The sequence below is a fragment of the Novosphingobium sp. PhB57 genome (assembly GCF_004342985.1).
In the GTDB taxonomy this organism is placed as follows: Bacteria; Pseudomonadota; Alphaproteobacteria; order Sphingomonadales; family Sphingomonadaceae; genus Novosphingobium.
Window position 1 is genome coordinate 223,842 of the sequence record NZ_SMBO01000003.1, and the last position, 24,386, is coordinate 248,227.

A 24,386-nucleotide genomic window follows, 5' to 3' on the forward strand; every position below is an offset into this window, starting at 1 on the left:
ATGCACCCCAAACGGAATATTCGTGCTTTGCCGTTTGGACAGCTTGCGTTCATGCTGAGGGGCGATCTGATCCCCTTCTTTCGGCCATGGCGGAGATTGACCATGATCCTGTTTCTCCTCTCCTACCTGGCCGGCGCGCTAACGATCATCAGCCCCTGTATCCTGCCGGTCCTGCCCTTCGTCTTCGCCCGCGCCGACCAGCCATTCCTGCGCAGCGGGTTGCCGCTGCTGCTGGGGCTGGCCGTCACTTTCGCCGGCGTGGCGACGCTGGCGTCGGTCGGCGGAGGCTGGGTCGTCCAAGCCAACAGCTACGGTCGCGCCGCGGCGCTGGTGATCCTGGCGATCTTCGGTCTGCTGCTGCTGTTCCCTGCCATTGCCGAACGCGCGACGCGACCGCTGGTCGCTCTGGGGGCGCGGCTCTCGCAATCGGCCGCGGGGCCGGTCGCGGGAGCGGGGCAGGGCGGTGCCTCTCCATTCGCGGCCTCGCTGCTGCTGGGAGTGGCAACCGGCCTGCTCTGGGCGCCCTGCGCCGGACCGATCCTCGGCCTGATCCTTACAGGCGCCGCGCTGCAGGGGGCCAGCGGGCAAAGTACCCTGCTGCTGCTGGCCTATGCCCTGGGTGCGGCCAGTTCGCTGGCGCTGGCGCTTCTGGTCGGAGGCAAAGTCTTCTCCGCCATGAAGCGCTCGATCGGCGCGGGCGAGTGGATCCGGCGCCTGCTCGGGCTGGCGGTGCTCGTGGCCGTGGCGGCGATCGCGCTTGGCCTCGATACCGGCTTGCTGACGCGCCTTTCGCTCTCGAGCACATCGACGGTCGAACAAGGGCTGCTCGACCGTTTCCGCGCGGGTACCGGCCAGTCGGCCAGGCCGCGCAGCGACGGGAAACTCGCCGTGGAGGGCCAGTTCCCCTCGCTGTCCGGCGCCACGGAGTGGCTGAACTCCCCGCCGCTCACCCCCGAACAGCTGCGCGGAAAAGTCGTGCTGGTCGATTTCTGGACCTACAGTTGCATCAACTGCCTTCGCTCACTGCCTTATGTCCGGGCCTGGGCGGAGAAGTACAAGGATCAGGGTCTGGTCGTCATCGGCGTTCACGCACCGGAATTCGCTTTCGAGAAAGACCCCGCGAACGTGCGCAAGGCGGTCCGGGACCTTGGGGTGACTTATCCGGTGGCGCTCGACAACGACCGCGCCATCTGGCGCGCGTTCCAGAACCTCTATTGGCCGGCCCATTACTTCATCGATGGCCGGGGTCGCATTCGCTACCACCATTTCGGCGAAGGCGATTATGCCCAATCGGAACGCGTGATCCGGCAACTGCTCGCCGAGAACGGCACCGGCAAGAGCGACAGCGACATGGTGCTTGTGGAAGGTACCGGCATCGCCGCACCGGCAGACCGCAACGCGAACCGCTCTCCCGAAACCTACATCGGCCATTCCCGAGGCGAGCGCTTCGTCTCTGCCGGCGGCTATGTTCCGAACCGGTCCCAGGACTATGTGTTGCCCAGGTTGGGAACGCTGAACGATTGGGGTCTCGCAGGCCCGTGGACGGTAAGCGCTGAGAAAGCCACGCTGGACCGGGCCGGAGGGCGGATCGCCTTCCGCTTTCATGCGCGCGACTTGCACCTCGTGCTCGGCCCGGCAAAAGGCGTCCGTCCGGTCCGCTTCCGGGTGACGGTCGATGGGCAGGCGCCCGGGAAGGACCATGGCGTCGATATCGATGCCGAAGGCCAAGGCGTGGTCCAGAGCGAACGGCTCTATCAATTGGTTCGCCAGAAGGGCCCGGTGCGAGACCGGACGTTCGAGATCGAATTCGCGGATCCCGGTGTGCAGGCCTTCGCGTTCACGTTCGGATAGGGCAGCCTGAGGACGGACATGAAACTGGGGCGGGGGACCGAAAGTCTCCCGCCCCAGGCATTTTATCTGTCAGAGTAGAGCGGGTCGCCGCCGCGCCTGACCGTTCGCAAATCCGGGAAATCGGCAGATGAGCAAATTTTCCCATCGTGTGCGAATTTTGCAATTGTCGCATACTTCGTAATATCGTATACGATATCTCAATTCAGAGAGAGTAGGAAGATTTACATGGCAATTGGTTGGAAGGGTGTGTTCCCGGCGGTCACCACGCAGCTCCGTGAGGACCTGTCGATCGACCTCGCCGATACGCAGCGCGTCGTCGACGATCTCATCAACGACGGCGTGACCGGCGTGATCGCGCTCGGCACGGTTGGTGAAAACAACTCGCTGGAATACGACGAAAAGGTCCAGGTTCTTTCGGCCATCGTGGAAGCCGTGAACGGCCGCGTTCCGGTCGTCACCGGCGTTTCGGAATTCGATACCCGCCGCGCCGTTCGCTATGCCCAGGCCGCTGAAAAGGCCGGCGCCGATGGCCTCATGCTGCTGCCGCCGATGGTCTACGTGACGAAGCCCCACGAACTCGTCGCCCACTTCAAGGGCGTGGCCGACCAGACCGCCCTGCCGATCATGCTTTACAACAACCCGCCGGCCTACCGCACGGTGATCGACAAGGACGTCCTCACCGCCCTGGTCGATGTGAAGAACATCGTCGCCGTCAAGGAATCGGCTCCCGACACCCGTCGCTTCACCGACTTCCGCAACACCTTCGGCGATCGCTACACCCTGTTCGCAGGTCTCGACGATGTCGCTCTGGAAGGTCTCTACCTCGGCGCCCAGGGCTGGGTTTCCGGCCTCACCAACGCTTTCCCGAAGGAATCGGTCGAGCTGGTCAAGGCATTCGAGCGCGGCGATCACGCCAAGGCCATGGAAATCTACCGCTGGTTCATGCCGCTCCTCCACCTCGATGCCGACCACGACCTCGTCCAGTCGATCAAGCTGGCCGAACAGGTCATGGGCCGCGGTTCGGAGCGCGTCCTGCCTCCGCGCTACGTCCTTCAGGGCGAACGCCGCGCCGAAGTGATCGCGATGGTCGAACAGGCCGCCGCAACCCGCCCCGACCTTTCGGTCGCGGCAGCAGCCTAAGGGAGCGTCGATGCGGCACACGTTTTTCTGCATCGACGGCCACACAGCCGGTAACCCCGTTCGCCTTGTGGCGGGCGGGGCTCCGCTGTTGAAGGGCGCCTCCATGTCCGAACGGCGGCAGGACTTCCTGTCCCGCTTCGACTGGATCCGCACCGGCCTGTGCTTCGAACCGCGCGGGCACGACATGATGTCGGGCGGTTTCCTCTATCCGCCGACCGATGCCGCCAACGACATCGGCATCCTGTTCATCGAGACCAGCGGTTGCCTGCCCATGTGCGGCCACGGCACCATCGGCATGGTGACCTTCGGCCTCGAACACGGGCTGATCCAACCCGCGACGCCCGGCAAGCTGCGCGTGGAAGTTCCCGCGGGCGTGATCGAGATCGCCTACGAAACCGATGGCCCCAAGGTCACTTCGGTGCGCATCACCAATGTGCCCGCCTATGTTGCCGAGCGCGGCATTGCGGTGGATGTCGAGGGCATTGGCCCTCTCACCATCGACGTGTCCTACGGCGGCAATTACTACGCGATCGTCGAACCGCAGAGCAACTACACCGGCCTCGACGACCTGTGCGCCTCGCGCATCGTCGAGCTTTCGGGACGCATTCGCGAAGCAGTTCGCGCGAAGTACGAGCCGGTCCACCCGCTCGATTCCACGATCCGCGGCGTCAGCCACGTCCTTTGGGCCGACAAGCCCAAACATGACGGCGCCGATGGTCGCAACGCCGTGTTCTACGGCGACAAGGCGATCGACCGCAGCCCCTGCGGCACCGGCACCTCGGCACGCATCGCGCACCTGCACGCCACCGGCCGCCTGAAGGTGGGCGAGCGTTTCGTGCACGAGAGCTACATCTGCAGCCGCTTCATCGGCCGGGTGGAGCAGGAAGTCATGCTGGGCGACAAGCCGGCCATCATTCCCTCTATCGAGGGTTCGGCCATTGCCACCGGCTTCAACACGATCTGGATCGACCAGGCCGACCCGTTCTGGGCCGGTTTCCAGGTCACCTGATCCGGAGGACGGGAAGGCGCAAAGCGCGCCTTTCCGTCCTCGCGCCTTAATGCGGCGCGCGCTCCAGGGGCACGACGAACGGCAGTGGCCCGGTCATGTCGACATGGCTGGTCACCCCGTAGACCTTGCGCAGCCGCTCGGCCGTCAGGACCTCGCGCGGCGATCCATCGGCGACCAGCGCACCGTTATCGACCAGCAGCAGGCGATCGCAATAGCGCGCGGCCATCGTCAGGTCGTGCAGCACGGCGACTACCAGTTTGCCGTCATGGGCTTCGCGGGCCAGCAGGTCCATGACGTCGATCTGATGTCCGGGATCGAGTGAGGCCAGCGGCTCGTCGACCACCAGCGCCGGGGCGCCGACAGCCAGCGCCCGGGCCAGCATGGCGCGCGCGCGCTCGCCGCCCGAGAGTTCCGTGGCGACGCGTGCGGCAAGCGCGGTGACATCGGCTCGCGCCATGGCTTCCTGGACCGCTGCGCTGTCCGCCGCGGATATTCGCGACATCGGCCCGAGGTGCGGCAACCGCCCCAGCGCAACCAGGCGCTCGACGGTGAGCGGCCAGTGCAGTGTCTGGCCTTGCGGCAGATAGGCGACCTGCCGCGCCAGATCGCGCGGCTGAAGACGGGACAACGGCGCGCCATCCAGCGACACGCCGCCGCGCTCTGCGGCTACGAGCCCGAGCATGGCCCGCACCAGTGTCGATTTGCCTGCCCCGTTGGGTCCGATAACGCCCACCAGCGCGCCGGGCCGCAGTGTGGCGGATAGGCCCCGCAGGACCTCGCGGCGGCCGAGGCGGACGGCGAGGTTCTCGATGGCGATGGTCACCACAGGCGGCGCTCCCGAAGCAGATGGAAGAGGAACACAGGAACGCCGAGGAATGCCGTCACCACGCCCAGCTTGAGTTCGGCGCCGGTGGGAATGAGGCGAACCAGGATGTCGGCGGCGGAAAGCAGCACCGCGCCGCCCAGCATGGATGGCAGGAGCAGCGCCGAAGGACTGCGGTCCGTCATCGGGCGGATGAGGTGCGGCACGATCAGGCCGATGAAGCCGATCGAGCCCGAAACGGCCACGGCTCCGCCCACGCCGATCGCCACGCCCAGCATCAACCGGCGGCGCGTGCGGCGAAGATCGACGCCGAGCGAACGCGCGCCGTCCTCGCCCAACGAGAGGGCATCCAGCGCGCGCGGATGGGCCAGCAGCAGAACGGCACCCACCGCTACACACGGCAGCGCGATCCAGACGTGCTGCATGGACCGATTCTCGATCGAACCGAGCAGCCAGGACATGATCTCCATCGCCGCGAAGGGGTTGGGCGAAAGGTTCAGCGCCAGGCTGATCCCGGCGCCCGCCAGCGTCGAGACGGCAATCCCTGCAAGAATGAGGCTCAGCGGGCTTTCGGAACGCCCCGCCAGCGCGAAAAGCAGGGTGATGGACACCAGGCCCGCCACGATGGCAAGTAGGGGAAGCATTACCGGGCTCCATTCGGAAATGCCGAAGTAGAGCGCGATCACCGCGCCGAGTGCAGATGCGTTCGAGGCGCCCAGCACGGAAGGTTCGGCCAGCGGATTGCGCAAATAGCCTTGCAGGACTGCGCCCGCGAGCCCGAGCATGGCGCCCACCAGAACGCCGACCAGCATGCGCGGCAGCCGCAGTTCGAACAGGATTGCCTGGGCGACGCGGTCTCCGTGATCGCCGAAGGCCGCGATCGTCCGGCTCCACCCCAGGGCCACCGGACCGATACAAAGCGATGCGACGGCAACGAGAACCAGCGCCGCGGCCAGAAGGGGGATCAGCGCGGGATGGCGCGCGGGGGGTGAAATGAGGGGCGGTGAAGCGAGGGGCGACGAACTGGGGCTCTGCACGATAACCTCGCATGCGATCGGCTACCCGTCACGCTTGTGTCCCGGGTCCGTGTTGGTAAGGAGTCCATGACATGGGCATCGGAAAAATCCATCGCTATCTTCGGCTTGTCCCCTGCCTGCTGCTGGCGGGCATGGCCGGCGCAGGCGTGCAAGGCGCTGTTCCGCCTGCCGCGCCCCGTTCCATCGCGGCAGCGAAGCCCAGGCCGCAGCGCATCGTCTCGCTCAACCTTTGCGCGGATCAGTTGATAGTGGCGCTGGCGGATCGCGGCCAGATCGCCGGACTGACCCGCTATGCCTCCGATCCCGACATGTCCGACGTGGCAGACAGGGCGCGGAGCCTGCCCGTATTCGGCGGCTCCGCCGAAGAAGTCATGGCGGCCGACCCGGATCTCGTCATCGGCATGCCCGCAAGGCGCAATTCGGCCATCGCCGTGCTGGCCAGCCAGCACTATGCCTCGGTCGATCTCAAGTCCGCGCATGACTATGCCGGGATTCTGGCATCGATCCGCGAGGTCGCCCGCGCGGTCGGCCATCCCGAGCGCGGCGAGGCCATGATCGCGCGGATGAATGCCGGGCTGGCCGGCCTGGGCACTCGGGGGCATGGAAAGGTTGCGGCCTATTACCAGCGCCGAGGCTACATGACCGGCACCGGCACGCTCGTGGATGACCTGATGCACCGCGTCGGCCTCGTCAATCTGGCCGGGAAGCTCGGCAAACCGGCGCTCTCGCAGATAAGCCTGGAGGAAATGGCCGAAGCCCATCCGGACTTCATCGTGATCGACAGTGCCACCCGGCGAGTGAGCGACCAAGGGACCGAGATGATCAATCATCCGATCCTGCAGGACATTCCGCGTATCGCCATCCCCCAATCCTGGACGGTTTGCGGCGGTCCTGCCTACGTCAAGGCTGCCAAGGCGCTGGCGGAACAGATCAGCGCTCGCTGACATTTTCGCGCCAGCCGAGCCGTGATTGCCAGCTGCGCCGTTCGAGTTCGGGCACCAGGTCCGGCTCCCGTGGATGGCCAAGACAGAGCAGCGCGATCAGGCGCCAATGTTCCTGGACGTCCAGCAGGGCCGTGACGAAATCGGCTTCCACCACCGATACCCAGCCCAGTCCCAGGCCCTGCGCGCGGGCCGCAAGCCAGAGCGTATGGATCGCCAGCACGACTGAAAATCCGCGTGTTTCCGGCATCGTCGCTGCGCCAAGGCCGCTTCCGGCGGTCGTCGCCTCGTCGCAGAACACGGCCACGACCTCGGGTGCTTCACGGATCCCGTGGAGCTTCAGCGCGGAATAGGCCGCGCGTTGCTCTTCGCCCATCGCCGCGCCGGCGCGGGTGACTTCCCGATCCGCATGGGCGGCCAGTGCCTCGCGCAATTCCGGCGACCGGACGCGGACGAAACGCCAGGGCTGCGAATTGCCCACCGAAGGCGCAAGTTGCGCGGTTGCCAGCAGTTCGGCCACCATGTTCTCGTCCAGCGGATCCTGCCGGAAATGGCGCACATCGCGCCGCCAGGCCAGCAGCGCGGAGAGTTCATCCTGAAAATCGGGGCCGAACCGGGGCGGCATTTCTAGAACTCGATGCCTGCCTGCGCCTTCACGCCGGAGCGGAACGGATGCTTCACGAGCGTCATCTCGGTCACGAGGTCCGCCGCCTCCAGCAGCCCCTCGGGCGCATTGCGGCCGGTGACGATCACATGCTTCATCTCGCCGCGCGCAGTCAGCACTTCCAGCACTTCGTCCAGCGGCAGGTAGTCGTAGCGCAGCACGATGTTGAGTTCGTCCGCCAGAACCATGTCGTAAGCAGGGTCGGCGATCATGCGCTTCACTTCCTCCCACGCCTCACGCGAAAGCTCGATGTCGCGGGCGCGGTCCTGCGTGTTCCAGGTGAAGCCTTCGCCCATCGGCTTGAATTCCACCTGATCCGGGAAGGCATCGAAGACGACCTTCTCGCCCGTGGTCATCGCGCCCTTCACGAACTGGACGACGCCCACTTTCTTGCCGTGGCCGATCATGCGCACCACCATGCCGAGCGCGGCGGTGGTCTTGCCTTTGCCCTTGCCGGTGTGGACGACCAGAAGGCCCTTTTCGACCGTCTTGCCGGCCATGATCTTGTCATGCGCGGCCTGCTTCTTTTTCATCTTCTCGGCGTGCTGTTCGTCGGTACGCTGCACCATGGTCATGCTCCTGAGAGGGCCGCGAGCGCCAGGCCCGCACTGTTCGATCGCGGTTTCCAGAGGCCGCGCTCCAGCGCTTCGGCTAGGCGCGCGGCAGTTTCCCGCAAGGCCGCCGGGTTCGCCTCGGCCATGAAGGTGCGCACCGCCTCGTCTTCTATGAAAGCGGCGTGGACGGCGTCGAAGTGGTGGTCCTTCACCGCGTGGGTCGTGGCGGCAAAGGCGAAGAGGTAATCGACCGAGGCGGCGATCTCGAACGCGCCCTTGTAGCCGTGGCGCATCACGCCCGCGATCCACTTGGGATTGGTGACGCGCCCGCGCACGATGCGGCCGATCTCGTCCTCCAGCGTGCGGATCACCGGGCGCTCGGGGCGGCTGTGGTCGTTGTGATAGCTGAGCGGCGCGCGGCCCTTCAGGTGCTCGACGGCAGCGGCGATCCCGCCCTCAAACTGATAATAGTCGTCGCTGTCGAGCAGGTCGTGCTCGCGGTTGTCCTGGTTCTGGACCACGGCATCGACCGAGGCGAGGCGGGCTGCGAAAAGCCCGCGCTCGGCATCGCCTTCGACGCCGCTGCCATAGGTGTAGCTGCCCCAGTCAAGGTAGACGTCCGCCAGATCGCCGCGCTCGTGCCAGATCTTCTCATCGATCATGGCCTGAAGCCCGGCCCCATAAGCGCCCGGCTTCGATCCGAACACACGCGCTCCGGCGCGGCGGGTGGCCTGCGTTTCGGCCTCGCCACCCTCAACGAGTGCGGCGGCTTCGGCGCGGTGGCGCTCTGCGGCGGGATTGTCGCCCAGTGGCTCGTCAAGCGCCATCACCGCGCGCGCAGCGCTGTCGATCAGGTCGATCTGTTCGGGGAAGGCATCGCGGAAGAATCCGGAGACGCGCAAGGTCACGTCCACGCGGGGGCGGCCGAGTTCGGCCACGGTCATGATCTCGAAGCCGACCACGCGGCCCGAAGTCCAGTCCCAGCGCGGCCGCGCGCCCATCAGCGCCAGGGCCTGCGCGATGTCGTCCCCGCCGGTGCGCATGTTGGCGGTGCCCCATGCGGATAGAGCGATGGCCTGCGGATATTCGCCCTCGCGCTGGAGGTAGTCCTCGACCAGCAGATCGGCGGACTTGCGCCCGAGTTCCCAAGCCACCGCCGTGGGCACGGCGCGGGTGTCGACCGAATAGAAGTTGCGGCCGGTCGGCAGCACGTCGGGCCGTCCGCGCGTGGGCGCCCCAGAGGGGCCGGGCAGGACGAAGCGACCGTCGAGGCCCGCCAGCAGCGCTTCGGCCTCACGCGGGCCGCAGAGGTCAATGCGGGGGGCGAGGTCGGTCTGGATGGCGTGGAGGACGGCGGTGGTCTCGCTGCCGAGGTTGTCACTCGGCGTGTCGACCAGTTCGGCCGCCAGGAGTTCGAGTCTCTCGACGGTATCGCCATGCGTGCGCCACGGCTCGTCCGAAACCGCTGCCAGCGCCTGCGGCCGCGCGCCGTCCCAGCGATCGCCCATGCGGCAGTCGAGCGGATCGAAGTCGAGCGCCAAGTCGATGGCCATGGCGCGCAGCAGCGAGGCCTGCCCCGCATGATCGTATCCGCGCGGAGTGCGGGCCAGAGCCACCAACAGATCGCGCCTTAGCCGGCCCTCGGGCGATTGCGTGAAGACATGCAGCCCGTCGCGGATCTGCAATTCCTTCAGCTCGCACAAGTAGTTGTCGATAGCGGAAAGCGCATCGTCATCATCGCCGCTGGCGCCGGCATCGCGGTCGAGGCCATGGCTACGCGCAAGGTCGAGAATGTCGCGCCGCAGCCGGTCGAGGCGGCGCGGGTCCATGCCGGCGGCGAGGTAGTACTCGTCCACCAGTGCTTCCAGCTGCTTGAGCGGGCCGTAAGTCTCGGCGCGGGTGAGCGGCGGGGTGAGGTGGTCGATGACCACCGCGCTGATGCGGCGCTTGGCCTGCGTGCCTTCGCCGGGGTCGTTGACGATGAAGGGATAGAGCTGCGGCAGCGGCCCGGCGCAGATCTCCGGGAAGCAATCGCGCGAAAGCGAGATTGCCTTGCCGGGCAGCCATTCCAGATTGCCGTGCTTGCCGACATGGACGAGGGCCTGCGCGCCGAAGTCCTGGGCCAGCCAGATGTGGAACGCGAGGTAGGCGTGCGGCGGAGGCAGGGCCGGATCGTGGTAGCTGGCCTTGGGATCGATATTGTAGCCGCGCGCGGGCTGCACCGCGATGGCGAGCTTGCCGAAGCGATGAATGGGCAGCCGGAACGCGCCGGCGCGCACGAAGGGATCGGCGGAGGGTTCGCCCCAGCGTTCCAGCATCGCCTTGCGCGCGCTTTCGGGGACTGCGGCGAAGGCGGTTTCGTAACTTGCGAGCGGCAGGGAGACTTCGCCCGGCCGGTCCAGCGAAGAAAGCGCGTTGGTCACGCCGCCGGTCATGACGCGCATCAACGCGGCGCCGTCGCGCGGGGCATCGCCGGTATCATAGCCCGCCCCGGCCAGCGCGGCGATAATGGCGGCGGTACTGGCGGGGGTGTCGAGTCCGACGCCGTTGCCGATGCGCCCGTCCCGGTTGGGGTAGTTCGCGAGCACCAGCGCCACACGGCGCTCGGCCGGGGCGCTACGGCGCAGACTGGCCCATCCGGCGGCGAGGTCGGCGACGAAGGCCACGCGGTCCGGTGCGACGCGAGGGACGACGATGCCGCACTGCGTCACTTCGTCGAAGCGCTCGGCCGCCTTGAAGGCGACGGCGCGAGTGAACACGCGGCCGTCGACTTCGGGTAGCGCCACATTCATCGCCAGATCGCGCGGGCCAAGACCGCGCGCGGCGCCCTGCCAATCGGCTTCTTCCACGCCCGCGAAGGCGACTTGCAGGATCGGGCAGCTCGCCTTTTCCAGAATGCCGGGCTTGCGGTCGTCGCCTGCCGAGGAAGATGCGAAACTGGTGGCGTTGACGATTACATCGGGCGCGACTTCGCCGAGCAGGCCGCCCAGCCAATCCACCGCGAAAGGCTCACGCAAGGCGCGGACGTGGACGGCGGCGACATTGAAGCCGCGTTCCCGCAGCGCCGCGATCATGACGTCCACCGCGTCGAGCGTGCCTGCGATCATCAGCGCGCGGTAGAACACCAGCAGCGCCAGCGGCCGGCCTTCCACCCATCCGGCCTGCACATCGGCAAGGCCCGCCCGCTCGGTTCCCGCGAGATAGAGCCCTGCATCGGCCACCGGCACGGGATCGTCGGGTTCGCCCGCATCAAAGCCGATTGCCTGCGCGGCGGTGCGCAGGAAAGAGAGCGCATTTGCGGTACCACCCTGCCGCAGATAGTCGCGCAATTTCTCACGCATTTCGGCGGGCAGGGTGGACGCGCGGTCGAGCGCCGGATCGGCTTCTCGCCCATCGGCAATGGCCGCGAAGGCAATGCCGTTTTCGCGGGCGACGCGGGCGATCTCGTCGATGCCGTAGCCCCAGTAGCTCTTGCCGCCGAGCAGGATCACGCAGACGAATTTGGCGTGCGCGATCACTTTCTCGACATAGAGGTCGATCGAGTAGGGGTGACGCAGTTGCAGCAGGTTGGCGAGGCGGACGCTGGGAGCATCGGAGGGCAACCGCGCCGCCGCCCCCGCAAAGCAGGCCAGCTCACTGTCCGCCACGGTGAGGATCACCATGTCGCCGGGAGACTGGTCGAGGTCGATCGCCTCCTCGCCGTTGGAGATCGTCCCCGGCGTGGCGGACAGCAGGTGCATCAGGCGTTCCCCCCGACACCGCGACAGAACTCTCCCTCGTCATTGCGAGCGAAGCGAAGCAATCCAGGGCAGCTCTGCGTGGCTCTGGATTGCTTCACCCGCTTTGCGGGTTCGCAATGACGAAGTGGGGAGGGGAGCCTATGCTTCACGCTGCCACGGCGCCGAGAACGTCTGCCAGCCCGGCCTCGATGGCCGCGCGGTTCAGTCCCTTCTGGCCGATGACGACAAGCTGGGTGCGGCGCGCTTCCTGCGGCAGCCATGCGCGGTCGTAGAAGTGCTGGATGCGCGGGCCGACGGCTTGCACCACAAGGCGGCTCGGCTTGCCGCCGACCGCGACCATGCCCTTCACGCGCAGTACGTCGTGCGCGGCGATCAGGTCCTTCAGGCGGGCGAGCAAGGCGTCGAGATCGGCAACATCGCCGCCAGAGACAACGAAGCTGTCGAAGTCGTCATGGTCGTGATCCTCGTCCAGCCCGTCGATGTGCGAGGGGCGGGAATCGAGGTCGTCCTCGGCAGCAGCGGTAATGCCCAGCAGCGCGGCGATATCGACCGCGCCGTGGTCCGCGCGCACGATCTTCACGCCCGGGCGTGTCTCGGCCAAGACCAGCGTCTCTACATGGGCCAGCGCTTCGGCATCGACGAGGTCGGTCTTGTTGAGCACGACCATGTCCGCGCAGCCGAGCTGTTCCTCGAACAGTTCCTCCAGCGGGCTTTCGTGATCCAGCATCGGATCGGCGGCGCGCGCGGCGGCAAGGGCGGCTTCATCGGTGGCGAAGCGGCCAGCGGCCACGGCATCGGCGTCGATCAGCGCAACCACGCCGTCCACGGTGGCGCGGGTGCGGATATCCGGCCACTGGAACGCCTTCACCAGCGGCTTGGGCAGGGCGAGACCGCTGGTTTCGATGATGATGTGATCGGGCTTGTTCTCGCGGTCGAGCAGCTTCTGCATGGTCGGCAGGAAATCGTCTGCGACGGTGCAGCAGATGCAGCCGTTGGCCAGTTCGACGATGTCGTCTTCCGGGCAGGCCTCGTCATTGCAGCCCTTTACCAGGTCTCCGTCGACGCCGACGTCGCCGAACTCGTTGATGATGAGCGCGAGGCGGCGGCCCTTGGCGTTCTGGAGCAGATGGCGGATCAGCGTGGTCTTGCCGGCGCCGAGGAAGCCGGTGATGACGGTGGTGGGAACTTTGCTCATATCTCGTCTCCCGCGCGCCAGCGACCTGAAACGGCGGGGCGTCCCGTCGCGGGCGCGACGATGGCGGCACGCCGCGACGGACCGGCGCACGGGCGCCCGACGCGATATGCCGCTGCGGCCCCGGCCGCATGCGTCACGTCGCTCAGACGGAAGAGTTACCGTGCCTTGGCCATTCCCTGGACCCGGGCAAGAGCGACATCGACGCCGGCAGGTTTCCTGGCTCGCGGGTCATCACGCGATGCACGGCCTTCCCAGGCCTCGCATGACTTAGCGTCCGGCCCAGTGGCTGCGGTGGGGGGCTTGCCCCGCCGCGAATGTGCATCGCGCTCGCCGCTTACAGTTGCAGGGACAGCCGCGGATCGGGAAGGCGAACCGACCTTACCGCGTTCCCGTATTAAGCCCCTTGCGGGGCACCGGCGCGATCTTCGTCGGGCCGCCAGAAGGCATCCCGAACCCGGAGGCGATTAGCCGGGGACGCCCCGCACCGCAAGACCCAGAGACTGCAATCGCCAACTCCGGTTGAAGGAAAGAACGGTGCAGGAGAGCGGCGCCACATCGATGGCGAGCGCTGCGCGCAGCGGCAGATCCAGCGCATGGGAGAGGGCGGCGCGGATCGTCGTCGGGTGCGTGATGGCGCAGGTCGGCGCGTCGGATCCGGCAACGCGGTCCATCCATGCCCCGATCCGCGTGCGAACCTGATCCAGTGTTTCACCCGCGGGCGCGCCTTGCGCGGGTTCGGCCAGCCACCGGCCGAGCTGTCCGGGATCGCTCGCCTCGATCTGCGCGAAGGACAAGCCTTGCCACTCGCCATGATCGATATCGGCAAGCGCCGGTTCGGTCCTGGCCGTAAGCCCCATCGCTGAGGCGGTCTCGGCAGCGGCGCGGGCAGGGCTGGCTTGCAGCGCGGCGTGGTAGCGTTGGGGCAACATGGCCAGGGCGGCATCGCGTCGCCCTGCCACATCCAGCGGTTCCGCCGGCTCGGGAAACCGGCCTTCGCGGCTCGACGCCGTGGCGGCGATGCAGATCAGCAGGAGGGTTGTCGCCAAGGGTAAATTCCGTGGGGTCGTTGACGCCGCGGCCCGCGCGGTCCTAAGGAAGCGGCGTCGAGTATCGAAGAAGCCGGTGAGAATCCGGCGCGGTCGCGCCACTGTAATCGCACGGGAACCGTCCCGTCGAGAGCCAGACCTTCCTTCTTGGCAACAGGTTTTCCGGGGACGCGCAATCCCGCCAAGGAGCATGACAATGGCTGTTTCCACCGCAGTTTTCGACGACGCTTTCATTCCCGTGCAGGGCGGTAACGCCATTCCCCTGGAAGACATCGCGCCCTGGGCCGTGCTCGGCACGCTGCTGGCCGTGATCTTCATCTATTTCGTCAGCACCGAGCAGGGCGCCTTCTCCCTGTTCCAGGGCATGTACGTCCACGAATTCGTCCACGACGGGCGTCACCTCCTCGGCTTCCCCTGCCACTGAGGCGCTGCACATGACCAAGGACTTGCTCTGGCGCGGGATGCTTGCCGGCATTCTGGGCGCGCTTCTTGCCACGCTTTTCGCGCGTGGCTTTGCCGAACCGCAGATCGATCTGGCGATCGGTTACGAGGAAAGCCACTCCGCGCATGATGCCCCGTCCGGCCATGCCGGGATGGCCATGCCCCACGCCGGCACGCCGGCCGAGCCGCAGGAAGAGGAACTCGTCAGCCGCGATACGCAGAAAGGTGCGGGACTGGTGACCGCGCTCGTGCTGTACGGCGCTGCGGTGGGCGGGATCTTCTCGCTCGTCTTCGCTTACGGCTACGGCCGCATGGGACATCTTGGCCCGCGCAGCTTCGCACTCATGCTGGCCGCGCTGACGTTCGCGCTGGTGGTGCTGGTACCGGCGATCAAATATCCCCAGACCCCGCCAGCCGTGGGCAAGCACGAAACCGTGGCCCTGCGCACTGCCGCCTATTTCGGCATGATCGCGCTGTCGCTCGGCGCCGCCGTCGTGGCAGCGCGTATCAGGAGCGCCCTTGCACGACCGGGACGCGGTTTCGATGCCACGCTGCTCGGTCTTGTGATCTATCTGGGCCTGGTGGGCCTGGGGCAGTTCCTGCTGCCTGCAGTGAACGAGGTTCCCACGGACTTCCCGGCCGTGCTTCTGTGGAACTTCCGCGTGGCCTCCATCGGCACGCAGCTGGTGCTATGGGCGACGATCGGCCTCGCTTTCGGACTTTGGGCCGAGCGCGTGCTGCAGAAGGCAAAGTCCTGATCGTTCAATCGGTTGGAGTGCAGAGCTGCCTGGTTCAGGAACTCTGCACTTTGGCCACGAGACGGAGCGGCGCACGGCTCATCTCGTTGCCCGCCTGCGTGGCTTTCTGGAGCACTCTCAAGAAGACATCGCGCTCGTCCCGCGACAGGTGGACGACGAGATCGTCCTGAACCTTGTCGACCCAGGGCTCCGCGATATCAAGCGTCACCAGTCCGGCACTGCTGAGCATGAGCACCCGCGCCCGCCGGTCGGTAGGGCTGACTTCCCGGTCTACGAGGCCTTTCTGCACCAGCCTGTCGATGACGCCGCCAATGGTCACGCGGTCATAGGCGATCATGCCGGCGAGGGTCTGCTGGTCCAGTCCGGGATGGTCGCGAAGCATGAGCAGCGCCGCATATTGCACGGACGTGAGATCGAGACCGGCTTCCGCCATGCGCGAGGCAAAGCGCGCAAGGGAAATCTGCTGCAGGCGGCGGATCAGATGTCCGGGCATTGTCTCGAGGTCGCTCATGGATAGCCACCTAGCGTGAGAACCGCCGCCTGCTCAAGATGATGTTGCGCCGGAAGGGGTTGTCGGCGTTATTTTACAAGGATTTCATCCGCCCCGGCGGTCAGGATCGTTCTCCGGCATGGTCCTGAGCGGCAAAAATCGGCGACGTGCCTAGATTTCGTATTCCGGTTGCCATGTTTTGGCGGCGACGCGTTCCTGCTTCTTCACGGGCAGCCCCTGTTGGCGGCGGGCCATCTCGCCATGAAGCTTGCGAACCATGTCGCTGCCGGCATGGGTGAGCAGGCCGGGAACGAACCCGTGCAGCATGGTCCCAAGGCCGGCCACCACCATGCGCAGGCCGAAGCGATTGGCGACCAGCCAGTGCTCCCCATAGCTTTCGTTTACTTTTCGCGGGTGCTCGATGAAAAGGGCTTTGAACATCCTGGCTTCCTCTTTCCGCCTTCGATCACGCGGTGGGCGGATAGGGGTGATGGCCGAAGACCCAGTGCGTTCGCGGATCGGCCTGACCGTCAATCAGGAGGACCTTGGCACTGTGCCCCTTCATGCCGACCTGATGCGCGGCATCGATGGCACGGTTGAGTGCGGCTCGCTGGCTTTCGAATGCGGCCAGGAACACGCCATGAAGGCTTACCGCCCAGTCGAGGCCCTTGCGGACGACGTGGAAATCGCTGTGAGGCATGAAACCATACTCCCTTTCGATTTTGACACTGGCCAATCCCGATTGTGACGTAGCGTCGCGGTTGGCTCGATCGCTGTCAATCTGCCCCTTGAGGGGCGGTAATTTGCGGAGGCCGGCTCGCGGCCTTGTTTGTCAACTTATTTACTTGAGAATGCATCGTCAAGCCCGGTGTTCCCATCCCCGTGCATCTGGCGGTGAATGGCGGCTGCCTTGCGACCGGCTGCAAACGATCGTCCGTCGACGCGATCTGCAAAAGCGGAAAACTGCCATTTTTCGCACTTCACAAGGGTGTCATCCGAAACTCGAACGCGTCCGGCGCGTTTCAGGACAGGACAAGTTCGGCGCGCCGCTGTCCGGCCGCCGGCACCATTGGGAGCCAGGAAAAGTGGATATCTACGCAGGACCGCGGAGCCATGTCGCAAGGCCCGCTTCGCGAGAGGACGAGTCGCTCGGCAAGCAGGGGCGCAGCGACGCGGCCGTTCTTCAGGTACATCTGCTGGGCGATTCGGTGCGCGCCGCAGGGCAGTTCCAGCGCTCCGCGCTCGGCCATATGGACCACGAGAACTGGATAGAGCGCGTCCGGGCAGACGGGCAGCGGCTGATGGATCTGCTCAGCCAGATGGGTTTCAGCCCGAATTCGAGTGGTTCGGCGCGAACCTCCGAAGTTCGCCGATAGCACCGGCTCCCGCTGCAACCCACGGAAGAGTTGTCGGTTTAACCTCTTCGGAAAAAGCCATGCTCCGCGAGCATTGGAAAGGAGAGGGACATGACGGCACCGCGCGAAAGCAAGACGTCCATCGGCAACCATCGGCTTCATCCCGATACCCTGATGCTCAATTACGGCTACGACCCGCTCCTTTCCGAAGGAGCGGTGAAACCGCCGGTATTCCTTACCTCCACATTCGTATTTCCCACCGCCGAAGAAGGCCGCGACTTTTTCGACTATGTCGCGGGACGTAAGGAACCGCCGCCGGGACAGGGGCGGGGCCTGGTCTATTCGCGCTTCAACCATCCCAACAGCGAGATCGTCGAGGACCGCATGGCGGTCTACGAAGGGGCGGAAGCGGGGGTGGTGTTCTCCTCGGGCATGGGCGCGATCACGACCACGATCCTGACGTTCGCCCGGCCCGGCGATGTCATCCTCCATTCCCAGCCCCTTTACGGCGGCACCGAAACGCTTCTTGCCAAGACACTGGCCAACCTCGGCATCAAGGCGATGGGTTTCAGCGACGGGCTGGACGAAGAAGCCATAGCCGCCGCCGCCAGGCAGGCCATCGCCAATGGCAGAGTGTCACTGGTGCTGATCGAAACGCCGGCCAATCCCACCAACAGCCTCGTCGACATCGCGCTGCTGAGGCGGCTGTGCGAGGATATCGAGCGGCAGCAGGGGCACCGCCCGCTGCTGGTTTGCGACAATACGCTGCTCGGTCCCGTCTTCCAGCATCCCCTGCGGCTCGGCGCGGATATTTCTCTCTATTCGCTGACCAAATATGTCGGTGGTCATTCGGACCTCGTGGCGGGTGCGGCCCTGGGGTCGGCCAAGCTGATGCGCGAGGTGCGGCTGCTGCGCAGTGCCATCGGCACCCAGCTCGATCCGCATAGCTGCTGGATGCTCGGCCGCTCGCTGGAAACGCTGGGCCTGCGCATGGAGCGGGCCAATACCAACGCCGCGGCGGCGGCGAACTTCCTGCGATCCCATCCCAAGATCGTGGGCGTGGCCTATCCGCCCTTCTACCCCGAAGGAAGCAGGCAGGCCGAAGTCTTCGCCGCGCAATGCAGCGGCGCGGGCTCCACGTTCGCCTTCGACATCGCGGGCGGACAGCCCGCCGCGTTCCGCTTCCTCAACGCGCTGGAGATATTCAAGCTGGCGGTGAGCCTGGGTGGTACCGAGTCCCTGGCCAGTCATCCGGCGACGACGACGCATTCCGGAGTACCGGTGGAAGTCCGCGATCGGATCGGGGTCATGGAATCGACCATTCGCCTGTCCATCGGCATCGAACACCCGGACGATATCGTGGCCGATCTCGCCCAGGCGCTGGACGCCAGCTAGCGCGATCAGTCGTCGATGCGATAGTCGATCGGCTTGAACGTCCCGCCATTGCTCGCATAGGCCGAGCAGGCGGTGAGGCCGATGACAAGGTCCTGTTCGGCACGGAACGACACGCTGTCACCGGCACGACTGGGCGGCGGCAGCACGGAAATGCCCCCGGTGCTGTCTACCGGCACGTTCATGAAGCAATTGAAGGCCACCGGAATATCGTCCGGCGAGAAACCGTAGGGCGCCAGCGCTTCTGCCAGGTTGCCGAAGCAGCCCCGATGTTCCGGCTTGTCCGGATAGAAATGCCTGAAGGTATCGACGCTGCACGGGGTCAGCAGGAAATCATGGCAGCCCACGCTGTCTTCCTCGATCGTGAGCAGCACGCGGGAGCGGTTGGACCAGATCCGGTTGCCGCGCGTGAGCCTGAGGGTTTCCTCATAATCGAAGGTCCGGCCATTGCTGATCACTTCGCGCACATCACTGGCGGAGAAAGCCAGCAGGTCGGACACTTGTGTGCCGAGCGGGTCGACTACGGTGAGCAATTGCCCGCGCGCCAAGGGGAACGCCGCGCCGCTGCGGGGCATGATGCGGTTCATGTCGCTCACCGTGCGGAGCGCGGGTTCTGGAAAGGGCACTGCCATTCCGGGCCGACCAGGCGGCCGCTATATTGCGCCGCCTCGCTCACCTCACCGTGGCGCGCAAGCATGGGATTGATCGAACCGGCCATCTTCACATCGCGCTCCAGGATCGTTTCGCGTATCTTTTCATAGCTTCCCTGCGCGCGAAGCTGCTCGAACTGGTCATGGAGATTGAATACCATGACCGGCCGCTCGAAACGACGGGCAGGGCGACTGGCCTGCGGGTGCATGCCGACGACGAAGAACGCCTCGCCGCCGAAACTCAGCGAGAAATGCGGGTCGTCGGGATCGCTGCTGACGCGGCGATCGTAAGGCAGGCCCAGCCAGGCATCCTTGTCCGTGAGGGACTGGACGCGGTTCCACAAGGCATGTTCGAACCGATCTTCGCTCAAGGGGCCGTCATCCGCGAAGATCACGGCCAGACTGCGGAACAGCGACGGGTCCTCCTGGTAGCTTGCCGACCAGTCCAGCAGCCTTTCATAGATGACGAGATCGTCCCACGAACTCTCGATCGAATGGCACACGGCAATCGCCAGAATACCGCGCGAAAGCGCCGATTTCGCGCCAACGCAGGGGAACGCTCTGGACCCGATGAATGCCCTGAAACGCTCTTCCCAGAGCGAACGATCTTCTTCGGAAAACACGCTGCTTCCTCTCCAGCTTCGGCATCGGTGGCAGTGAACCGATGCTTCGATTATCTTGCGTTTCAGTTCAGGCCCTTGCGTTCCTGAACGCCGGTACGTTCTTCCTGATCGAGGCGCTCCGCGTGCCAGATGTTGCGGCCGACGAAGATCAGCACGATCATGGCCAGCAGGATCACGACAACGGTAATTCCGGCGCGTTGCAGGCGGCGCGGGCTGGGCTTGTCGCGGTCCTTCATCATGCCGCCAGAAGATTGAGAGCGGTCGGCCGTGCCGGGGGAAGGCCGTCGGCTTTGGCCTGGGCGATCAGTTCCTGCTTGCGGGCCAACATGCGGTCTCGCAGGTCGACAAGATCGACACCGGCCTTTCGGCATTGCGCGAACATGCCTTCGGAGGGCATCTCTTCCTCGTGAACATGGTGCTTGATCTCTTCGGACAGCACCTTGACCTTTGCCTCGAAGAAATCGTCCTCGGGAGAGGCCGCTTCGATATCGTTGATCAGGACTTTTGCGCCATCGTGCTCGACATAGGCCTCGTCCAGCGTGTCATTCTCGATCTTGCCGCGGAATGCCGGATAGAAGATTTCCTCTTCGATCAAGGTGTGGATCTTCAGCTCGATACAGACCTGATGCGCGATCTTCTTCTTTTGCGACGAAGACTTCGCAGCGGTGAAGGTATCGAACAGTGTTTCGACCTTGCGATGATCGGCCTTGAGGAGGGCAATGGCGTCGGTGAAGGATTCGGTCATGGCGTCTTCCTTGTCGGATTTGCCCTGTTAAGCTCGCGGATGTTCCACGCGTTCCCGCTCTATTGATCTATGTTTCTTCGATTGTCTGGGCTTGCTGCAAGAGACCTGAATAGTGCGATGAACCGTTATTTCCCGTATTCGTGCGCTTGAAGCGGAACGAGTACGCGGGCTCGCGACTTGTCCTGGCTGAGCGGCTTAGCCCGCACTTCCAGCAAGGACGCACCGCTCCATGAAGAACCAGGCCGACGCTCACACCGAAACGCCCAGCCTCAAGGGTCGCAAGGCGATCATCACCGGGGGAACGACCGGCATCGGCCGCGCCATCGCCGTGCTACTGGCCAGCGAGGGCGTGGACGTGTTCATATGCGGTCGCTCGCCGGACCACCTTGCCGATGCTCTGGAGCGGATCCGGGAAGTGGGGAAGGGCGAGGGCGTTGCTCTGGACCTTGCAGATCCCGAACAGCTGGACACTTTCTTCGCAGAGGCGCGCGCCAGTCTGGGGCAGCCGGACATCGTGGTGGTGAATGCCGCCGTGCCCGCCCGCGCCCTCTCGGACATGACCTCGGACGAAATCCGCTATGCCGTGGCCGTGGACTTCACGGCTTATATCCTGAGTGCCAAAGCCGCGCAGGAAGCGCTGGTGGACCAGGGCGACATCGTCCTCATCGGCTCCATGTCAGCCCATGTGCTCGGCCCCGGCTCGACCGTTTATGCAGGGATGAAGGCCGGGATCGCCGGCTTTTCGGAGGCACTTCGCCGCGAACTCGGACCGCAGGGGATCAAGGTCGCACTGGTCGAGCCCGGCAAGACCGGCGCCGATTTCCAGTACCCCGACATTCCGGCGGAAAAGCAGCGCGAGATGATCGCCGAGGAAACCATGCTGCGCGCGGAGGACATCGCCGTGGGCGTTCACTACCTGCTGACGCAGCCACGCCGTGCGGTGGTGCAACAGCTCACCATCGCGCCCCGTGCTCAGGCCCAGGAGTGACCGCGCGCGCCTTCCGTTACAACGACACCGCAAGGTGGCCCAGCGCGAGGGCAATTCCTGCGCAGGTTATGGCGGCACCGAGGCCGAGTTGGACGGGGCCGACCCATTGGCGAAGGGGCAGGGCGAGGTCTTGTTCAAGCTTTGTCATGTCGCCAGACTAGCGCGCCTGGGCTTCAGGAAGGATCGCGAAAAGCCGTTATCTGTGATCGGCTTCCGTCATGACTTCGCAGGCAGGCCTGCGAACCATTCGGCATAAGGTGTGTTCGGGACCAGATGTCGATTGAGGTCCGGTTCGCCGTCCTTCCACCATACCGGTCCTCGCTCGCCCAGGGCGCGTTTAGCGTGATCGACGCCTTGCCGCGCAGCGGCTTCCCCCGCGGCATCACCGGTGCGCATGGCTGTTCCCACGGCGCGCCGCGCGCGCATCAGCTCCTTCACCAGGGCGCTGCGGTGCTCCTCTGTCAGCGAGGGGTCGGACTTGCGCCACAACCGCCCGCGCACCACGAAGTAGCGACCGTCCGGTGTCTCGGGATATTGCGCTCCTTCGCTCATTCCCGTCCAAACCCGCAGAAGAGGGCAGGGTTTCCCCGAACAGCGGCCCGAGGGATTTATCGTTGCGGCTTTATCGTTTCTCCGGCGTGGGATAGAGCGCGCATCCTGGACGAGAGCAAGGACGACAGGTGAAAGCTGAAACGAAGGGCCGGGGTAACAGCCGTGCCGCGCGCGGACTGTTCGTCGCGACCATTCTGACAGGCAGCTTCCTGCTGTTTCTGGTGCAGCCGATGGTCGCGCGGATGGCCTTGCCGCGTCTCGGCGGCGCGCCCAACGTCTGGAACAGCGCGATGCTGGTCTACCAGGCCCTGCTGCTTGCAGGCTACGCCTATGCCCATCTGCTCGGCAGGTTGTCCTTGCCGAAGCAGGCATTCGTCCATCTCGGCGTGCTGGTCCTGGCAGGCCTGACTTTGCCGGTCGGACTGGTGGATCTCGCCCAGCCCAGGGGTCTGCCCGAAGCCCTCTGGGTGCCGGTACTCCTGGGCCTGAGCATCGGCCCGGTGTTCTTCGCCGTCTCCGCGCAAGCCCCGCTGATGCAGCGCTGGTTCGCTGCAGACCCGGCGGCAGGAGCGCCCTGGGCGCTTTACGCGGCCTCCAATCTCGGCAGCTTCGCCGGACTGCTGGCCTATCCGCTCGTGGCCGAGCCGATGTTGACGCTGCGCAGCCAGAGCCTTGCCTGGTCGCTCGGCTTCGGCGTGCTCGTACTGCTTGTCGGGGTCGCCGCGGCGAGCCGGAGAGGGCTGCCGCCGATCTCTCAAGCGCAAGAGGCCCAGGAACCCGCGCCCCGGATCGACGGCGGGACCACGGTGCGATGGCTGGCGCTGGCGGCGGTTCCCTCCGGCCTCATGCTCTCGACGACGACGCATCTGACCACCGACATCTTCGCCATGCCGCTGCTCTGGGTCATTCCGCTTGGTCTCTACCTCCTGAGTTTTGTGGTGGCCTTCGCTGATCGGCGCGGGCCGGCGCTGGCGATTTCCCGGATAGCGCCTGTCGTGGTCCTTTTCGCGGGCAGTTATGCCATGTTGTCCAATGGTTCCGGCACGCTGTGGATCGCGGGCGGGGCCTGTCTCATGCTGTTCTGCATCGCCGTTTCCCTCCACAAGCGGCTCTACGACCTCCGGCCGGGACCGGCGCAATTGACCCGCTTCTATCTCGTGATGTCCGCGGGAGGAGCGTTGGGGGGGCTGTTCACGGCCCTGGTCGCACCGCTCGTTTTCGATTGGGCATGGGAGCATCCGCTGCTGGTTCTGGCCGCGGCCATGCTCATGCCGCTCGAACCAGTGCTGCGCTGGCGTAGCGGCGAGGGGATCGAGCCGGGCATGGCCCGCGTGGCGCTTGTGCTCCTGCTGGCGTTCGCGGCGTTTCTGGGCTGGCAGCTCGACCAATTTGCCCTGCGTCCGGAAGAAGGGCTGGCGGCGGTCCTGCTCACGGTTTTCCTGGTGGGCACCGGCGTCATGGTCATGGCCTGGCGCTGGGCTTTCGTAGCTGTCCTGGCCGTGGCGATGGTCGCGCAGGGCGGCATCTGGACGATCCGTGCGACGCTGGGCGGTGAGCGTACCCGCAGCTATTTCGGCATCTATACCGTGCGCGACACGGCCGACGGCACCTTGCGCACGCTGGCGCACGGCACGACGCTCCACGGCGAGCAATCGCTGGAGCCCGGCCGCGCGCGGGATGCCTTGACCTATTACGGCCCGACTTCAGGCGTCGCGCTGGCGCTGGCCGCGGCACCGCACCTCGAAGGGCCGGCCGCCCGCGTGGGTGTCGTCGGGCTGGGCACCGGTTCGCTGGCCTGCCGCGCGGCGCCGGGGCAGCACTGGACTTTCTTCGAGATCGACCCGGTGATCCTGCGCTTCTCGACCGAAGGCCGTTTCACGTTCCTGCGTGACTGCACGCCTCAGGCAAAGGTCGTCCTCGGCGATGCGCGTCTGGAACTGTCGCATATGCCGGCCCGCGCTTTCGACGTGCTGGTGATCGATGCCTTTTCGAGCGATGCCATTCCGGTCCATCTGCTTACGACGGAAGCGCTGCAGGTCTATGCGCGGGCACTGACGCCGCGCGGCCTGCTTCTGCTCCATATCTCCAACCGCTACATCAATCTGGCGCCCGTGGTGGGAACCAATGCGGAAGTCAGCGGAATGGCGGCGATGTCGCGCCTGGACCATCCCACGGACACGGATCACTACACACCGTCACGCTGGATCGCGCTGTCTCGGGATGGGGGCGTGCTGAAGGCTCTGGACCGGATGAGCGCCGACGCGCCCTGGGCGCCGCTCGACGAGCGGGCGGCTCGATCCTGGACGGACGACCACGCCTCGATCCTGCCATTCGTTCGATGGGACCGGATGACCGGTCAACCATGAAGGGGCCGTCCCGTAGATCCGAGACA

The 24,386-nt window shown here is 65.7% G+C and carries 25 protein-coding genes and 2 riboswitches; of the genes, 10 read left to right on the plus strand and 15 right to left on the minus strand.

The window, feature by feature from the left end; all coding sequences use genetic code 11:
- Window positions 1-102: 102 nt before the first annotated feature.
- From EDF58_RS11770 to EDF58_RS11780, 3 genes are all read left to right on the plus strand, one after another.
- Entirely contained in the window at window positions 103-1,851 is a 1,749-nt protein-coding gene (locus tag EDF58_RS11770) for a cytochrome c biogenesis protein DipZ (protein WP_132265650.1), read from the plus strand.
- Window positions 1,852-2,076: 225 nt separating this feature from the next.
- Window positions 2,077-2,991: a dihydrodipicolinate synthase family protein gene (locus tag EDF58_RS11775; RefSeq protein ID WP_132265652.1), complete on the plus strand. Its 915-nt coding sequence runs from the start codon at window positions 2,077-2,079 to the stop codon at window positions 2,989-2,991.
- 10 nt (window positions 2,992-3,001) lie between these two features.
- On the plus strand, window positions 3,002-4,000 hold the full coding sequence (locus EDF58_RS11780) for a 4-hydroxyproline epimerase (RefSeq protein WP_132265653.1): 999 nt from the start codon (window positions 3,002-3,004) through the stop codon (window positions 3,998-4,000).
- 46 nt (window positions 4,001-4,046) lie between these two features.
- On the opposite strand, the gene EDF58_RS11785 is transcribed toward EDF58_RS11780, so the two are convergent.
- Together EDF58_RS11785 and EDF58_RS11790 are read right to left on the minus strand one after the other, a co-directional pair.
- Window positions 4,047-4,826 (minus strand): ABC transporter ATP-binding protein, encoded by a 780-nt coding sequence (locus EDF58_RS11785; protein ID WP_132265655.1) that lies wholly within the window; start codon window positions 4,824-4,826, stop codon window positions 4,047-4,049.
- Entirely contained in the window at window positions 4,820-5,818 is a 999-nt protein-coding gene (locus EDF58_RS11790) for an iron ABC transporter permease (RefSeq protein WP_207912963.1), read from the minus strand. The genes EDF58_RS11785 and EDF58_RS11790 overlap by 7 nt, the downstream gene beginning before the upstream one ends.
- Window positions 5,819-5,931: 113 nt before the next feature.
- On the opposite strand from EDF58_RS11790, the gene EDF58_RS11795 reads away from it, so the two are divergent.
- On the plus strand, window positions 5,932-6,804 hold the full coding sequence (locus tag EDF58_RS11795; protein ID WP_243654204.1) for an ABC transporter substrate-binding protein: 873 nt from the start codon (window positions 5,932-5,934) through the stop codon (window positions 6,802-6,804).
- Here EDF58_RS11795 and bluB read toward each other — a convergent pair.
- The 5 genes from bluB to EDF58_RS11820 form a co-directional block, all read right to left on the minus strand.
- Entirely contained in the window at window positions 6,791-7,426 is a 636-nt protein-coding gene (gene bluB / locus EDF58_RS11800; RefSeq protein ID WP_132265657.1) for a 5,6-dimethylbenzimidazole synthase, read from the minus strand. The two genes, EDF58_RS11795 and bluB, sit on opposite strands and share 14 nt — an antisense overlap.
- 2 nt (window positions 7,427-7,428) lie before the next feature.
- Window positions 7,429-8,034 (minus strand): cob(I)yrinic acid a,c-diamide adenosyltransferase, encoded by a 606-nt coding sequence (gene cobO, locus EDF58_RS11805; protein WP_132265658.1) that lies wholly within the window; start codon window positions 8,032-8,034, stop codon window positions 7,429-7,431.
- A 2-nt stretch (window positions 8,035-8,036) separates the two neighbouring features.
- Window positions 8,037-11,759 carry a cobaltochelatase subunit CobN gene (cobN, locus tag EDF58_RS11810; protein ID WP_132265660.1) on the minus strand — a complete coding sequence of 1,241 codons (3,723 nt, stop codon included), beginning with the start codon at window positions 11,757-11,759 and terminating at the stop codon, window positions 8,037-8,039.
- 145 nt (window positions 11,760-11,904) lie between these two features.
- On the minus strand, window positions 11,905-12,954 hold the full coding sequence (cobW, locus tag EDF58_RS11815) for a cobalamin biosynthesis protein CobW (RefSeq protein ID WP_132265661.1): 1,050 nt from the start codon (window positions 12,952-12,954) through the stop codon (window positions 11,905-11,907).
- A 188-nt stretch (window positions 12,955-13,142) separates the two neighbouring features.
- A riboswitch (cobalamin riboswitch) is annotated at window positions 13,143-13,387 on the minus strand.
- A 31-nt stretch (window positions 13,388-13,418) separates the two neighbouring features.
- Complete coding sequence (locus tag EDF58_RS11820; RefSeq protein ID WP_132265663.1) at window positions 13,419-14,000, minus strand: histidine phosphatase family protein; 582 nt, start codon at window positions 13,998-14,000, stop codon at window positions 13,419-13,421.
- A 30-nt stretch (window positions 14,001-14,030) separates the two neighbouring features.
- A riboswitch (cobalamin riboswitch) is annotated at window positions 14,031-14,161 on the plus strand.
- A 35-nt stretch (window positions 14,162-14,196) separates the two neighbouring features.
- On the opposite strand from EDF58_RS11820, the gene EDF58_RS11825 reads away from it, so the two are divergent.
- Complete coding sequence (locus tag EDF58_RS11825) at window positions 14,197-14,424, plus strand: CbtB-domain containing protein (protein ID WP_132265665.1); 228 nt, start codon at window positions 14,197-14,199, stop codon at window positions 14,422-14,424.
- A 10-nt stretch (window positions 14,425-14,434) separates the two neighbouring features.
- On the plus strand, window positions 14,435-15,199 hold the full coding sequence (locus tag EDF58_RS11830; protein ID WP_132265667.1) for a CbtA family protein: 765 nt from the start codon (window positions 14,435-14,437) through the stop codon (window positions 15,197-15,199).
- Between the two features lie 34 nt (window positions 15,200-15,233).
- Here EDF58_RS11830 and EDF58_RS11835 read toward each other — a convergent pair whose 3' ends face one another.
- The 3 genes from EDF58_RS11835 to EDF58_RS11845 form a co-directional block, all read right to left on the minus strand.
- Window positions 15,234-15,710: a MarR family winged helix-turn-helix transcriptional regulator gene (locus EDF58_RS11835; protein WP_132265669.1), complete on the minus strand. Its 477-nt coding sequence runs from the start codon at window positions 15,708-15,710 to the stop codon at window positions 15,234-15,236.
- 150 nt (window positions 15,711-15,860) lie between these two features.
- Window positions 15,861-16,130 carry a DUF6356 family protein gene (locus EDF58_RS11840; RefSeq protein ID WP_132265671.1) on the minus strand — a complete coding sequence of 90 codons (270 nt, stop codon included), beginning with the start codon at window positions 16,128-16,130 and terminating at the stop codon, window positions 15,861-15,863.
- Window positions 16,131-16,155: 25 nt separating this feature from the next.
- Window positions 16,156-16,389 (minus strand): hypothetical protein, encoded by a 234-nt coding sequence (locus tag EDF58_RS11845; protein ID WP_132265673.1) that lies wholly within the window; start codon window positions 16,387-16,389, stop codon window positions 16,156-16,158.
- Between the two features lie 385 nt (window positions 16,390-16,774).
- On the opposite strand from EDF58_RS11845, the gene EDF58_RS11850 reads away from it, so the two are divergent.
- Both EDF58_RS11850 and EDF58_RS11855 read left to right on the plus strand, forming a co-directional pair.
- The gene (locus EDF58_RS11850; RefSeq protein WP_132265674.1) at window positions 16,775-17,065 is read left to right on the plus strand and encodes a hypothetical protein; all 291 of its coding nucleotides are present in this window, start codon (window positions 16,775-16,777) and stop codon (window positions 17,063-17,065) included.
- A 90-nt stretch (window positions 17,066-17,155) separates the two neighbouring features.
- A complete protein-coding gene (locus tag EDF58_RS11855; protein WP_132265676.1) occupies window positions 17,156-18,439 on the plus strand; it encodes a cystathionine gamma-synthase family protein in 1,284 nt (427 codons plus the stop codon).
- 5 nt (window positions 18,440-18,444) lie between these two features.
- Here EDF58_RS11855 and EDF58_RS11860 read toward each other — a convergent pair whose 3' ends face one another.
- The 4 genes from EDF58_RS11860 to EDF58_RS11870 all read right to left on the minus strand — a co-directional run bounded on the left by EDF58_RS11860 (window position 18,445) and on the right by EDF58_RS11870 (window position 20,454).
- Window positions 18,445-19,023, minus strand: coding sequence for an urea carboxylase-associated family protein (locus tag EDF58_RS11860; RefSeq protein ID WP_132266203.1), 579 nt, complete (start codon window positions 19,021-19,023; stop codon window positions 18,445-18,447).
- A 5-nt stretch (window positions 19,024-19,028) separates the two neighbouring features.
- A complete protein-coding gene (gene gntA, locus EDF58_RS11865; protein ID WP_243654241.1) occupies window positions 19,029-19,658 on the minus strand; it encodes a guanitoxin biosynthesis heme-dependent pre-guanitoxin N-hydroxylase GntA in 630 nt (209 codons plus the stop codon).
- A gap of 113 nt (window positions 19,659-19,771) precedes the next feature.
- Window positions 19,772-19,945, minus strand: coding sequence for a hypothetical protein (locus EDF58_RS25845; RefSeq protein ID WP_165921379.1), 174 nt, complete (start codon window positions 19,943-19,945; stop codon window positions 19,772-19,774).
- Window positions 19,945-20,454, minus strand: a complete 510-nt coding sequence (locus EDF58_RS11870; RefSeq protein WP_132265680.1) for a hemerythrin domain-containing protein — start codon at window positions 20,452-20,454, stop codon at window positions 19,945-19,947. Before EDF58_RS11870 ends, EDF58_RS25845 begins: the two co-directional genes overlap by 1 nt.
- Window positions 20,455-20,683: 229 nt before the next feature.
- On the opposite strand from EDF58_RS11870, the gene EDF58_RS11875 reads away from it, so the two are divergent.
- Entirely contained in the window at window positions 20,684-21,442 is a 759-nt protein-coding gene (locus tag EDF58_RS11875) for an SDR family oxidoreductase (RefSeq protein ID WP_132265681.1), read from the plus strand.
- A 216-nt stretch (window positions 21,443-21,658) separates the two neighbouring features.
- On the opposite strand, the gene EDF58_RS11880 is transcribed toward EDF58_RS11875, so the two are convergent.
- Complete coding sequence (locus EDF58_RS11880; protein WP_132265683.1) at window positions 21,659-21,994, minus strand: hypothetical protein; 336 nt, start codon at window positions 21,992-21,994, stop codon at window positions 21,659-21,661.
- 128 nt (window positions 21,995-22,122) lie between these two features.
- On the opposite strand from EDF58_RS11880, the gene EDF58_RS11885 reads away from it, so the two are divergent.
- The gene (locus tag EDF58_RS11885; protein WP_132265685.1) at window positions 22,123-24,360 is read left to right on the plus strand and encodes a fused MFS/spermidine synthase; all 2,238 of its coding nucleotides are present in this window, start codon (window positions 22,123-22,125) and stop codon (window positions 24,358-24,360) included.
- The last annotated feature ends 26 nt before the right edge of the window (window positions 24,361-24,386 follow it).

Excerpts from the sequence above, each read along its gene's own strand:
- EDF58_RS11770 (WP_132265650.1), top strand. The coding sequence starts at position 103 with ATGATCCTGTTTCTCCTCTCCTACCTGGCCGGCGCGCTAACGATCATC.
- EDF58_RS11775 (WP_132265652.1), top strand. The coding sequence starts at position 2,077 with ATGGCAATTGGTTGGAAGGGTGTGTTCCCGGCGGTCACCACGCAGCTC.
- EDF58_RS11780 (WP_132265653.1), top strand. The coding sequence starts at position 3,002 with ATGCGGCACACGTTTTTCTGCATCGACGGCCACACAGCCGGTAACCCC.
- EDF58_RS11795 (WP_243654204.1), top strand. The coding sequence starts at position 5,932 with ATGGGCATCGGAAAAATCCATCGCTATCTTCGGCTTGTCCCCTGCCTG.
- bluB (WP_132265657.1), bottom strand. The coding sequence starts at position 7,426 with ATGCCGCCCCGGTTCGGCCCCGATTTTCAGGATGAACTCTCCGCGCTG.
- cobO (WP_132265658.1), bottom strand. The coding sequence starts at position 8,034 with ATGGTGCAGCGTACCGACGAACAGCACGCCGAGAAGATGAAAAAGAAG.
- cobN (WP_132265660.1), bottom strand. The coding sequence starts at position 11,759 with ATGCACCTGCTGTCCGCCACGCCGGGGACGATCTCCAACGGCGAGGAG.
- cobW (WP_132265661.1), bottom strand. The coding sequence starts at position 12,954 with ATGAGCAAAGTTCCCACCACCGTCATCACCGGCTTCCTCGGCGCCGGC.
- EDF58_RS11825 (WP_132265665.1), top strand. The coding sequence starts at position 14,197 with ATGGCTGTTTCCACCGCAGTTTTCGACGACGCTTTCATTCCCGTGCAG.
- EDF58_RS11830 (WP_132265667.1), top strand. The coding sequence starts at position 14,435 with ATGACCAAGGACTTGCTCTGGCGCGGGATGCTTGCCGGCATTCTGGGC.
- EDF58_RS11835 (WP_132265669.1), bottom strand. The coding sequence starts at position 15,710 with ATGAGCGACCTCGAGACAATGCCCGGACATCTGATCCGCCGCCTGCAG.
- EDF58_RS11840 (WP_132265671.1), bottom strand. The coding sequence starts at position 16,130 with ATGTTCAAAGCCCTTTTCATCGAGCACCCGCGAAAAGTAAACGAAAGC.
- EDF58_RS11845 (WP_132265673.1), bottom strand. The coding sequence starts at position 16,389 with ATGCCTCACAGCGATTTCCACGTCGTCCGCAAGGGCCTCGACTGGGCG.
- EDF58_RS11855 (WP_132265676.1), top strand. The coding sequence starts at position 17,156 with ATGACGGCACCGCGCGAAAGCAAGACGTCCATCGGCAACCATCGGCTT.
- EDF58_RS11860 (WP_132266203.1), bottom strand. The coding sequence starts at position 19,023 with ATGAACCGCATCATGCCCCGCAGCGGCGCGGCGTTCCCCTTGGCGCGC.
- EDF58_RS25845 (WP_165921379.1), bottom strand. The coding sequence starts at position 19,945 with ATGAAGGACCGCGACAAGCCCAGCCCGCGCCGCCTGCAACGCGCCGGA.
- EDF58_RS11870 (WP_132265680.1), bottom strand. The coding sequence starts at position 20,454 with ATGACCGAATCCTTCACCGACGCCATTGCCCTCCTCAAGGCCGATCAT.
- EDF58_RS11875 (WP_132265681.1), top strand. The coding sequence starts at position 20,684 with ATGAAGAACCAGGCCGACGCTCACACCGAAACGCCCAGCCTCAAGGGT.
- EDF58_RS11880 (WP_132265683.1), bottom strand. The coding sequence starts at position 21,994 with ATGAGCGAAGGAGCGCAATATCCCGAGACACCGGACGGTCGCTACTTC.